This is a genomic window from Flavobacterium sp. MDT1-60 (genome assembly GCF_014844035.1).
In the GTDB taxonomy this organism is placed as follows: Bacteria; Bacteroidota; Bacteroidia; order Flavobacteriales; family Flavobacteriaceae; genus Flavobacterium.
Window position 1 is genome coordinate 2414514 of sequence record NZ_CP062159.1, and the last position, 13542, is coordinate 2428055.

7 protein-coding genes are annotated in these 13542 nt (G+C 36.1%); all 7 read left to right on the forward strand.

Features of this window, described 5'->3' with window-relative positions; translation table 11 throughout:
• Nucleotides 1–51 precede the first annotated feature (51 nt).
• Nucleotides 52–9810 (forward strand): SpvB/TcaC N-terminal domain-containing protein, encoded by a 9759-nt coding sequence (locus tag IHE43_RS10500; RefSeq protein WP_192187889.1) that lies wholly within the window; start codon nt 52–54, stop codon nt 9808–9810.
• Nucleotides 9811–9852: 42 nt separating this feature from the next.
• The gene (locus IHE43_RS10505) at nt 9853–10257 is read left to right on the forward strand and encodes a hypothetical protein (protein WP_192187890.1); all 405 of its coding nucleotides are present in this window, start codon (nt 9853–9855) and stop codon (nt 10255–10257) included.
• A 625-nt stretch (nt 10258–10882) separates the two neighbouring features.
• Nucleotides 10883–11113, forward strand: coding sequence for a hypothetical protein (locus IHE43_RS10510; RefSeq protein ID WP_192187891.1), 231 nt, complete (start codon nt 10883–10885; stop codon nt 11111–11113).
• Complete coding sequence (locus tag IHE43_RS10515; RefSeq protein WP_192187892.1) at nt 11052–11756, forward strand: YD repeat-containing protein; 705 nt, start codon at nt 11052–11054, stop codon at nt 11754–11756. The genes IHE43_RS10510 and IHE43_RS10515 overlap by 62 nt, the downstream gene beginning before the upstream one ends.
• A gap of 153 nt (nt 11757–11909) precedes the next feature.
• Nucleotides 11910–12245, forward strand: a complete 336-nt coding sequence (locus IHE43_RS10520) for a hypothetical protein (RefSeq protein ID WP_192187893.1) — start codon at nt 11910–11912, stop codon at nt 12243–12245.
• The gene (locus IHE43_RS10525; protein WP_192187894.1) at nt 12212–12550 is read left to right on the forward strand and encodes a hypothetical protein; all 339 of its coding nucleotides are present in this window, start codon (nt 12212–12214) and stop codon (nt 12548–12550) included. Before IHE43_RS10520 ends, IHE43_RS10525 begins: the two co-directional genes overlap by 34 nt.
• Nucleotides 12551–12887: 337 nt before the next feature.
• On the forward strand, nt 12888–13541 hold the full coding sequence (locus IHE43_RS10530) for a M15 family metallopeptidase (RefSeq protein WP_192187895.1): 654 nt from the start codon (nt 12888–12890) through the stop codon (nt 13539–13541).
• Nucleotide 13542: the final 1 nt, after the last annotated feature.

Sequence of the window (13542 nt, forward strand, 5' to 3'; positions counted from 1 at the left end):
TGAAATAATTTAAAAAATAAACCGATTTCCCCATAATCGATTATCATATTTATGAAAAATAAAATTATAGTATTGGTGTTTTTAATAGGTTCTTTTTTGTTTGCAGCCAATTTTGGTCCATACAAAATAGCTTCTTTATTTACCCAAAATAATTCAGAAAAAGAGTCAATTGTTTCAGTAACCGATTCTATCGCAGTTCTTCATAAAGAAAATAAAAACACAAAATCATTCAGTGCAGATATTGCTGAGGGAATTATTGGTATTAAAAGCGAATCGGATGTTGATGATGCGTATGATAACGTTTTTCATTTGAAAATTGATGTATTGCCTTCTCAAAATGAAAGTGCTTATTTAGAGTATGAATTGTATGGATATGATCAGGCCGCTTCCGTTTCAAGAAGTTTAAACAATCAGCCCAGTATTGGAGGGCAATTTTTATCTCAAAATAAAAACTGGACGAGACAGTCTGAGTTGCTTTCTGAAAAATCTTTGAGAGCAGGTGATAACGTTTTGTTGTTTACCGCTCCGGAAGGAATTTCGAATGGCTATCGAATTAAAAATGTTCGAATTGTTTATAAATTATCTACTCCTTCATTTCAGTATACTTTATTACAATCGGAGAATAAACTGTACATCAAAGGAATTAATTTTCCTTCGCAGATAAAAAAAATGAGTATTGGCGGAATGGCTATTGACGTCAATCAGCCTGAGTTTGAATTAGTTTTAGAAGCTTCAACTGTAGGTAAATCAATTCAGGTTACAAAAGAAACTACTTCCGGTGTACTTTTAAATGAAAAATTAGATGTCAATCAATTTTTGAAAGTAGATCGCTTTCGACCAATCGAAAATGCCAAAGAAAGAATTTCAAAAATAATCGATTTTCAGACTGAAAATAAGCTGGTTTACAAAGAATTTCTGGCCGTTTTTCCTGTGGGATCTTTAAAAAACAATGTTTCAGTATCGGTAAGTGCTTTAAGAAAAATTGACATTGCACCGTTAAATTCTGCAATGGTGAATGTTACAGGTACAAATGCAGGTTTTAGATTATTGCCACACGGAACTATTTTTGAAAAAGCCGTAACCTTATCACTGCCATTTGATAAAAAAGCAATTCCGGAAGGATACACGGAGAAAGATATCAACGTATTTTATTTTGATGAAAACAAAAGATTGTGGCAGGAAGTAACCAAAGATTCTTTGGATATCAAACAAGGGATCATCAAGGCAAAAACTACTCACTTTACCGATTTTATTGCCGGAATCATTAAAATGCCGGAATCTCCGGAAACTTCAGGATATACGCCAACAAGCATAAAAGATTTAAAAGCGGCAAGTCCTTTGGTTGGAATTCAGTCAATAGCACCACCTTCTGCAAACGGAAGAGGAACAGCAAGCACTGGATTTTCTATCGCAATTCCAGGAGGAAGAGGCGGTATGCAGCCTTCGCTTAACCTGCAATACGATAGTGATGGCGGTCATAGCTGGGCAGGAATGGGCTGGGATATTTCGGCACCGGCTGTTAGTATCGAAACCCGCTGGGGAGCACCAAGATATGACGCATCAAAAGAAACGGAAACCTATGCAATTGCAGGAGAACAATTAATACCAAATTCGCATAGAGCAGAATGGATTGGCAGAACAACAGACAAACAATTTTATCCAAGACGAGAAGGTGCTTTTCAGCAAATCATCCGTAAAGGATCATCTCCTAAAAATTATTACTGGGTTGTAAAAGATAAAAGTGGAGTTGCGAGTTATTACGGAGGAACCGCTTCGGGACTTTCTGCAAATGGAGTTCTACAGGATGCCAATGGAAATGTTGGACATTGGGCACTTTGTCTTCAGGTCGATTTAAAAGGAAATACGGTCGAATATGAATATGACAAGCGAGATGGCGAACTGTATCTTAAAAAAGTATACTACACCGGTTTTGGTTCTGAAAAAGGGAATTACAATATCACTTTTGTAAAAAGTGGTGATTTAGGTGAAGCAAACCGTCCGGATGTTCAGGTTTCTGCCAGACTGGGTTTCAAACAACTGAACAATCAATTATTACGAAAAATAGAAGTACGCTACAAAAGGGATATGATTCGCAGTTACGAACTGAATTATAAAGAAGGAGCTTTTAAGAAAACACTTTTAAAATCAGTTTCAGAATACGATTCTGAATCCAAATTATTCTATACCAATACAATGGATTATTTTGATGATGTGCGTGATGCTTCCGGGAAATATAATCCTTTTGGAACAGCTCAAAGTTGGAGTGTGCCAAATGATAATCTTAGAAACAGTTCTATTCCCTCCTTTAGTGATTTGTTGTTTTCAGGAAAACACTCATTGGTAAGCAGTTCTGAAGGATCTACAGTTGGTGTTAGTTACAGGCTTGGAGTAGGTTTGGTAACAAATGCCGGAAGTTTAAAAGGTTTTACCGTTGGAGGTCATGGAGGAAATAGCTGGGGAACCTCGGATACCGCTGTAATATTAGAAGATTTAGACGGAGACGGATTGCCGGATAAAGTCTTTAAAACAAAAGATGGTGTTTATTACCGAAAAAATTTGGCAGCATCCGGGCAAAATAGTTTCGGAGAATTGCAGTCCATTAATATTAGTGATGTCGGATTTTCAAAATCAACTTCGTTTAACTGGGGTGTCGATTTAAATTTAAAATACGGAAACATTGGTTACGATCAGCAGCGTTCAAGCAGTAAAACTAAAGTCTATTTTATGGACTTTAATGGAGATGGACTGATTGATTTTGTTCGAAACGGACAAGTATATTATAATAGATTAGAAAACGGAATTCCAACATTTAAAGCGAGTAGTACAGGAACCCCATCACCTGTTTTTGGAGGAGGAAATGTAACTATTCCGGGTTATACATCCATTTCGGCAGAGGAAATAGAAAAACAAAATCCGCTGCATGATGTCGTGCGTATGTGGGAAGCACCTGTGAAAGGAATTGTTTCTGTTTCGCATCAATATCAATTGGTTCAGGAAGCAACGCCCGAAGGAATTAAAGCCCGCGCAGAATATATTAATAATGCCGGAAATGATAAAGCAGACGGTGTTCATTTGTATTTTCAAAAAGGAAATCAATTAGTATGGAATGAGGCTATTAGTGCCACTGATTATAGCAGTAAAAGCAAACAAAACACAGCAATTTCTGTAGAAAAAGGCGAACGCTTATATTTTAGGGTTAGTTCTCTAAAAGACGGAAGCTTTGATACCGTAATTTGGGATCCGGTTATTACGTATTCACAAGTAAAACAATTTGACAGGAATGTCAACGGAACTTTAGTGGATAGTGATGTTGCGGTAGCTGCCAATTTAAAAGATGTCAATTCTTATTCACTAGCTACCTATCAGGCCAGTACAGATTTCCTTAGTAGTTCCCTGGCAGGAAAAACAATAGCCACAGCCGGAAATGTTGTAGTGAAAGGAATTTTAAATAAACCTGTGACATCAGATCACATCAGACTTGTCATTACCAAAACGTATCTGGATCAGTCCAGTACTCCTGTGGTTGTTTTCGAAAAGACTTTTTTAGCAAATGAAGTTGCTGCTTTTAATCTGGCCTCAGTTGCTTTACCCGCATTCGAAGCCGAAACGCAAATTAGCCTTGCCTTAGAAACAGCGACCAATATCAATTGGCAGACTATTTCTTTTGCACCAACAGTAACGGTACCCGCTTATCAGGGAGGAATTGCAGAAGAGGTCCCTATGGAAGTTTCTCATTTGCTATACAACAAAAGAGAAGGAAATTATACTATGCCGGGTATTACTTCAACGACAAGTGGAAAGGTAAAACTAAATATATTACCTGCTGATTTGGTTTTGGCAACAGCTTTTCCTCCGGGATCTTTGAATACATATAATGGAGATGTAATTGTTTCGGCCAAACAAAATAATACTTTATTAGCCCGTAAAAGATATAAATTGACAGCCGGGACTTTGGCAGAAGTGATTAATGCTTTTGACAATACAGTTGATTATCCTTCAGCAGTAGCGGGAGTTCCAATTCAGTTAGAAGTAACCATTTCTAATCCGTCCTCAACGGCTATACTTCGAAATTATCCAAAACAAAATGCTTTAAATATTCAGGTGCAGGTTACAGATTTAAAAGATCTGGCTGATCTTACAGATGATGTAATTTGGAATGCCGCAACAGATGATTTTTCTATTTATAGTCTTTTAAATCCGGATGAAAGAACTTTAGGATTGTACCATAGAAATTGGGGAGGATTTGTTATTAATGGAAATTTAGCCTCAAATACCATAGACCAGATGCAATTAAAACAGTCAGACGCTTATAATACAGAACCGGATCTAAACAATACGGATCCTGATAATTATGACGGAAAAGGTTATGAAGTGGCAGATAGTTATTTCGTTTCTTTAAATCCATCTTATACAAAATTGAAATGGGAAGGTCTTGAAGAAGGAATTTATATAAAAGGACAAACCATCGGAACTTCAAGATTGGGAGAAGATGATATTGCAGATTATGCCGATTTTTCTTTGCCAACTTTACAGGGAGGAAGCACGACGGCACTTGATATGATTAGCGAAAGTAAAAGTAAAAGTATTTCTGCCGGAGTTTCTGCTGGTCAGGCTAATATTGGTTATAGTAAGTCGATAGATGGCGATTCATATGTTACTCAGACGATGAGTGATTTTAACGGAGATCGTTTTCCGGATTATATTCGTGGTGGAAGTGTTCAGCTTACTGCTCCGGTTGGAAAAATATCAGATGAAATCATTGACATTGGAGACAATTTTAGTCATGCAAAGACAACATCTGAAGGCCCTAATTTTGGAGGAAGTTACAGTCACGGTTCAGCCAAAAGTGGATTAGGTATGACAGTAGGGAAAGCTGCTGCTCAAAGAGAAGCTTCAAAAACGTGTGCTGATGAAGAAGCAGAAAAAGCAAAAGATCAGATTTCTGTTAGTGCTTCACAAGGCAAAGGAACAGATCGTGCCGTGATGGTGCACAGTGATATTAACGGTGACGGCCTGCCGGATAAAATTACAGATTCAGGAGATGTCTTGCTAAACACAGGTTACGGATTTGTACCAGGCGGAAACTGGAATCTGGGAAGTTTAAATAAAGGATTTTCTACCGATTGGAGTGCCGGATTAGGTTTTAGCATTAAACAGGGATCTATTTCAGGAGGAGCCAATTATGCAAGATCAGAATCTGATGTTGACGAATCATTTTTAGATATAAATGGCGATGGACTAGCAGATAAAATAAGCTATCAGGGCAATACGATGCGGGTAGCCTTTAACTTAGGGGGCTCTTTTGACACACCGGTTGTTTATCCAAAATATTCAGAAATGAATTTAAACAAAGGGGTAAGTTACGGTATGAATGCCAATTTCTCCTTTGATATTACCGTTTGGCTGTTGCGTATTACACCAACCGTGGGAGGAAGTAAAGGATGGAGTACAAGCCGTTCTGAAGGAACCTATATGGATATTGACGGTGATGGAAACCTGGATTATATCGTCTCTAAAGATGATAATAATCTTACCGTGCAACTTTCTAATATTAAAAGAACCAATAAACTTAAGAGTGTTACTAACGCTGCTGGGAATAGTTATGTTGTTGATTATAATTTACTTAAACCAAGTTACGAAAACCCTTCAGCGAAATGGGTTTTGCAATCAGTCGATATTTTTGATGGACATGTTGGTGATGGTATCGATCATTCGATTGCAAAATTCAGATACGAAGACGGTTATCATGATCGTCGTGAAAGAGAATTTTATGGTTTTGCAAAAGTAATTCAGGAACAAATTGATGCGGCAGATAATTCGGTTTTCTCGACTACGATTCAGGAATTTTACAATCAGGATTATTTCCGTAAAAATCTTTTGAAGCACAGTTACACGTTGGATAAAAACAACAAAATGCGCCAGGAGTCAGAAAACGAATATAGTTTTATTGATGTGGAGACACAGGCAAGTGTTCCGTTATCAGAGTTGAATTTACCTTCGTGCGATGCCAAACGTATTTTTGTGGGATTGATTCACGCCAATCAAAAAGTATATGAAGGAGGAAGTGATTACCTCGAAACCAATACGTTTAATACCTATGATGACAACGGAAACATTACGCAGTATGAAGATTTAGGAAACGGGACTGCTACTGATAAAGTAACGGCTAAAATTAGTTATTACGAAAGTACAACACCTTATTATGGCGGAATACCAAGACAACTCGAAGTATTTACAACGGATGGTTTGCGACGTAAAAGAGCCACTACCATCAATACAACAACGGCTGAAGTTACCCAAATTAAAAACTATAGTGCTGCCGATAAAATAGCTTTAACAGATATAGCCTATGATACTTACGGAAACCTTCAAAAAATAACCGGTCCCGCCAATTACAAAGGGCAGCGTATGACTTTGGAGTATATATTTGATGCCGACAATCATCAATACATGACCGAAATTAAAGATGCATTTGGTTATCAGAACAAAATGGAATATGATTATCGTTTTGGAGCACCTTTAAAAACAACGGATCGTAACGACCAAAGTACAATTTATGCGCTCGATAGTAAAGGACGTATAGCTACAATCAAGGCACCTTACGAAATCGCTTCAGGAAAACCCTATACCATTGCGTATGAATATTTCCCTGAGGCAAAAGTTCCGTACGCCAAAACTAAAAACTATGATCCGGAATTAAATAAAGATATTGAAACCTTCACTTATACTGATGGATTAGGCAGAGCGTTGCAGGTAAAGAAAACAGCCAGTTTGTTTACACAAGCCGGGAGTCCGGATCAGGAAGCACAAATAGTATCCGGAAAAGTAATTTATGATGGATTGGGAAGACCCACAACAAGTTATTACCCAACAACGACTACCACTATTGATAATAATTTTAGTACCGCGATATCAAATGTAACACCAACTAAAACAGAGTATGATGAAGTGGGACGCGCTGTAAAAGTTACGTTGCCGGATGGAAGCAGCAATACGACAACTTTTGCTTTAGAAAATTATGATGGTGTGCCAGTTTTGCGTACGATGCAAACCGATGCCTTAAATAAAACAAGTCAGACCTATACTGATGCCACCGGACAAAATATGGCCAGTATGCAAAATGATTTGCTGACGAAGTTTGAGACTAACGCATTGGGTGAAATGATAAAAGTAACTGATGCAATGGATCATGTTACCAAAAGCAGTTATGACTGGTTGGGAAGACGAATTGAATTCACACATCCTGATGCAGGAACCACAACGATGCAATACGATTTGGCCGGTAATTTAACATCCCGTATTACGCAGGATATAAAAAATACCGTGCCTAATGGAGGTGCTATACAATATGAATACAATTTTAACAGATTGGAGTCTATTAAATATCCTAAAAACCCACAAAATAATGTACAATACAATTATGGTAAAGCCGACGGAACAGCAGCACGCCGTGGCCGCTTATGGTTTGTACAAGACGCCAGTGGCGGACAGGAATTTTTCTACGGAAAATTAGGCGAAGTCGAAAAAGAGATTCGCACACTTCGTATTACACCAACTGATGTGCAAACCTATATTTCGCAGTACGAATACGATACCTGGAACCGAATCCAGAAAATGACCTATCCTGATGGTGAAGTAGTAGAATACACTTATAATCGTGCCGGTAACCTGCAAAGCATGCAGGGTAAAAAAGAAAGTCATACCTACGATTATATCAAACAATTAAGTTATGATGAATTCGAGCAGCGTAAATATTTAAAATACGGGAACGATACCGAAACGAATTATAGTTATGATTCTGTAATGCGAAGGTTACAGCAATTGCAGGTAAAAAGCGGATCACGACAAATTATGAATAATTCGTATGGCTATGATTTGGTTGGAAATGTATTGAACATAAAAAACACAGCGCCAATTGTAAACAATACATTAGGCGGAACAGCTTCGCATGAATACCAATACGATGATTTTTACAGGTTAAAATCGGCAAAAGCAACGTATCAGGGCGAGTTTACCAAAGCCAGTTATGAGCTGAATATGAGCTATAACAAAATGCATAATATTACTAAGAAAGATTTAGTCCATACCGTAAACAATGAGCAGAAAGGGTATGTTTTAGATTATAATTACGATAACGAACTGCACCCTAATGCACCAAACAAAATTGCGGAAACAGGGAAAACTCTTCCTAGAGAATATGCATACGATGGCAACGGAAACCCAACAGGTTATACGGAAGAAAAAAGTTTCAGAAAAATGACCTGGGATGAAGAAAACCGTTTATCAGGTATCAACGATAACGGAAGAATTCATCAATTTACATATGATGCTTCAGGTGAACGCGTAATTAAAAGTTCAGGCGATTCACAAAACGTTGCCATTAACGGAGAGACAGCGGCTACGATTATACATACGGATGATTACACGGGTTATGTTTCTAAGTATTTTGTAATAAGCAAAGGTAAATTCACCAAACATTACTTTGAAGGCGCGGGTCGTATCGTAAGTAAACTAGGAAATGGATCATTTGCCCAGCCGCTAAAATTAACAGCGGGAGGCGTAAATTATTCTAAACTTACCGCTGAGCAGCAAAAAGCTTTGGATAATTATGTAAAAAGTTTAGGAGTTCCTCCGGGACCGCCAACACAACAAGGCATTTATGCCACACCGGAATTTACAGGAGATCCATACCCAAGTGAAGTATTAAAACCCGTTGAAGAAAATCAGGAACCTCCGGAAGGCTGGCCTAGAAATCCTATTTTTAATGCACCTGGAGATGTTCCGGGGCCACCTGTACAATTTGGGCCACCTGTAGAGCCTACGACTGTAAAGCCGGGCGAAGGATTTACCGGAATTGGTTTACCGGAGAATGATATTTTTTATTTCCATCCCGATCATTTGGGAAGTACTTCGTATATTACAGCCCGAAATGGAAGCATAAGCCAACATGTAGAATATATTGCTTTTGGGGAGATTTTGTTTGAGGAGCATAGTTCTTCTTTTTCCAGTCCTTATTTGTTTAATGGGAAGGAATTGGATAGGGAAACGAATTTGAGTTATTATGGAGCCAGGTATTTGGATATGAAAACTAGTTTATGGTTTAATACGGATCCTAAAATGGAAAAATATCCAAATATAGGAGCGTATGTTTTTGTGGCTAATAATCCTATTAACTTAATTGATCCAGATGGTAAGGATATAATCGGGGCTTTTAATAAAACAACAGGTAGACTTACTCTTATTGACCGTGACCAATATAAATCAGGACTTCCGATTTTATATGTTAATGCTAAAAATTATAAGCTGAATGGTGTTAGAGATAAAAAAGGAAATTTAACTCATAACCAAGTTTTAGTTGTTGAAAATGTTTTTACTGGTGGACATTCAGATGATGGTAAAATTGTACGTAATGATCCAGATAGACCAAATGAGAAACCAATTTCAAAGGGGGAATATAATATTTTAGAAAATAAAGGAAATACAAACCCGGATCATGATTCTTTCTTTGTTTTAGACCCAAAAGATAGTAACCCGTATGATAAAAAAGATGATAGGCCAGGAGAAATAAATGCACAAGGAAAAAAACGTAATGGGTATAATTTGCATCCAGGACGGGTTAGCTGGGGTTGTGTTACTATAAATAAAGATGATGCGCAAATGACTACGGAGCAAAGAGCTGAAGAATGGAGTGTTATTAACACTATGATTAATAAAACTTCATCTGAAGATGTTCCGGATAATAGAGGTAAACAAAAATATGTTCCCTTTACAACCCAGAAGAAATTTGGTACAATTAAAGTTACTGAGTAGGAAAAAATGAAATTAATTGTAAATAAAATTAAATAATCAAATATGAAAAAAAGTTTAATTATAGTAATTTGTTTGTTGTTTTATGGATGTAAAGAACAATCCCAAATACCAATTTCAAATACATTAGAATTGGCGCTAGGAGATAATTATTCTTCCTATGTTGAAAATTTAAATAAAGCTTTTGTCAAAGATAATAGTGCAACATTGAAAATTTTAAAGGTTGATTACATTTATGATGCTGGTGGATATGATCACGGATATATTTTATATCTATTAATGAAAAGATATGGCGATAAAGAATTTTCTATTCTTTTAAATAGTATGTCAAAAAAAGATTTAACCGCTGTAAGTCAGTATTTGGAAGTTGGTCTTGATGCAAATGACACAAAAAGAGGGCAAGTTAAAATAGATTATCCGATCTGTTCAAATATTTTACTTATAAAATAAATAGTAAGTGATTCCCTGCTCTTTGAAGATTTCTTATGAAAAGCTGTGTGAATGTCTCCTAAATTTGAATCCGTAAAGTTTATCTGCAAGAAAATAGACATCAAAACTCGTCAGCAATGGTGAGTTTTTTTTATGCTTGCAAATCAAATCATCAAAGAAAAACATTTTGAGATCTGTTTGTTTTTTGGGAGAAGGCTTGCAAAAATGCTAGGTTTTGGTTTGTTTAAAATATTTGGCATTCTTCCCTCAAAAAAAACAAGCGTAGCCATTGCGGCGACTGAGCAAATAAAAAAAATCCTAGTGCGGTGGCAGAAGCTTGGGAATGAGAGAGGTCTTAAATAAATGTGTTATGTAACATAGCCTTGATGTGGTTTAAAAATGTGTAAAAATTAAAAAATATCTCAAATTTGTTTTGAAACGGCTTCTTTAATTTTAAAATGTCTTAAATCGAAAAAAAAATGAGATGAAACGGGACTACGTGTTACAGCTTTGTTGGTGATATTCGAAACATGATAAAGTATGGAATGATAAAAGCAACGAATACCAATACGATGATTTTTACAGGTTAAAATCGGCAAAAGCAACGTATCAGGGCGAGTTTACCAAAGCCAGTTATGAGCTGAATATGAGCTATAACAAAATGCATAATATTACTAAGAAAGATTTAGTCCATACCGTAAACAATGAGCAGAAAGGGTATGTTTTAGATTATAATTACGATAACGAACTGCACCCTAATGCACCAAACAAAATTGCGGAAACAGGGAAAACTCTTCCTAGAGAACATGCATACGATGGCAACGGAAACCCAACAGGTTATACGGAAGAAAAAAGTTTCAGAAAAGACCTGGGATGAAGAAAACCGTTTATCAGGTATTAACGATAACGGAAGAATTCATCAATTTACATATGATGCTTCAGGTGAACGCGTAATTAAAAGTTCAGGCGATTCACAAAACGTTGCCATTAACGGAGAGACAGCGGCTACGATTGTACATACGGATGATTACACGGGTTATGTTTCTCCGTATTTCGTAATTAGCAAAGGTAAATTCACGAAACATTATTTTGAAGGCGCGGGTCGTATCGTAAGTAAACTAGGAAATGGATCATTTGCCCAGCCGCTAAAATTAACGGCGGGAGGCGTAAATTATTCTAAACTTACTGCTGAGCAGCAAAAAGCTTTGGATAATTATGTAAAAAGTTTAGGAGTTCCTCCCGGACCACCAACACAGCAAGGAATCTATGCCACACCAGAATTCACAGGCGATCCATACCCGAGTGAAGTAATTAAACCTGTTGAAGAAAATCAGGACCCACCGGAAGGCTGGCCACGTAATCCTGTTTTTAATGCTCCGGGTGATGTTCCCGGACCCCCCGTACAATTTGGACCCCCAGTAGAACCGACAACCGTTAAACCAGGAGAAGGATTTACCGGAATTGGTTTACCGGAGAATGATATTTTTTATTTCCATCCGATCATTTGGGAAGTACTTTAACAAAAAAGGCAACCGATCAATAGTCTGCTAATATTAGATAGCAATTTATTTAAAATAATTATTTTTAATTTCTCTTTTTTGCTTGATTTTATTCTGTTTTTATTTGTTTAACAAAACAATTTTATACTATATTTACTATTAAAATAATTAAACATGAAAAGAATAATTTTATTGGCAATTGCAGTTTTATTTACAATTACAGGGCATGCCAAATTTAGCAAAGCAGTTTTGTATATGGAAGACGGATCAACAAAAAAAGGATTTGCTGAAATGGTAGAAAGCTATGATTCTAAAGTCGTTTTTAAAACCGATGAAGAAGCTAAAAAAGAAAAAATTGCAAGTGCTGACATTAAAAAAATCGAATTTGAATCTGATGATAAAAAGTATGTTGCCGAAAGATTATATGCAACTACAGCGAATCTTTTGACAGGGAAATTTTCAAGATCCAAAAAAAGGTGTGGTTTTATATTATCTATGATAAAGATGTAAAAATTGGCGGTATTGGTGCTGAAGGCGGCAGAAGACCAAACGCAGGCGGTACCAGCACAGTGGTGACTTTTGCCAATACAGCTTATTATTTTGGTAAAAAGAACAGTGAAGAATTAGTTTTTGGTAATGCGACCACAGCCTCAAACGGTTTTGCAATAGGAACTGATTCATTAATCAGAAAAATGGCAAAAGAAGCTTTTGCAGGATGTCCTAAACTAATTGATGCAATTGAAAAAGAAGACTTCAAAAACGGAGATGTTTTGAATCAATTAAAAGCAATCTTCGAAAAATATAAATGTAAATAAATTTAAAATTCAATAAACTAAGACCCACTTTCAATCGAGTGGGTTTTATTTTTGATAACTTTTCTTTTTCTTTTTTGCATGAATCAATATAAAACAACTCATTCCAACTATAAATAAATGTTTTGCTCTTTTGTTCATAGTCGTAGTTTTTTGAATTGTACAATTGATTTTAAAAGGATTATAAAGTTTAATTAATGAAAAAATATCAAATTATTATAGGATGTGAACTTAAAAAATAAGCATAATTTTTGTTTAAAGGATTTTCAAAAATTTAAGGTTGCATTATTTATTCCTATATTTACTTTTCAGAAAGCTTCTCAATTAAAAATGTCTGTTCATGTCAAAATCCATTAATTCTTTGTTTTTTTTAGTTTTTCTTTTTTTTGGATTTACTTCCAATGCCCAAAATGAAGTTTATACAAGCGAAGTTAAGCAAGAGATTGCCGATACCACTTTTGTTAATCTAAAAGATTTTAGTCAGGATTTTATTTACGACATGAAATATGCTACAGAAGATAATTTTCTGAAAGCCAAAGTTTATGATTGTGCCGAATGTCTTTTGCGTTTCAAAACCGTTCAGTCGCTAATTGCTGCCAATAATGATTTTAAGAAAAAAGGCTTTAAAATTAAATTGTATGATTGCTATAGGCCTTTGTCAATCCAGAAAAAGATGTGGGAGATTGTTTCGAATCCGGAGTATGTGGCAGATCCAAAAAAAGGCTCCATCCACAATAGAGGAGGAGCCGTCGATATTTCTTTAGTTGATTCGAATGGAAAAGAAGTGGATATGGGAACTCCTTTTGATTTCTTCGGAATACAGGCCGGCCATAATTATACTAAACTTTCAAATGAAGTTAAATCAAACAGAAAGTTTCTTAAAAAGGTGATGATTAAAAATGGCTTTAATTCATTTGATTCGGAGTGGTGGCATTATAATTTAAAAACAGGTTTAAAAGATAAAGTTTCGAATCAAAAATGGAATTGCGAATAGT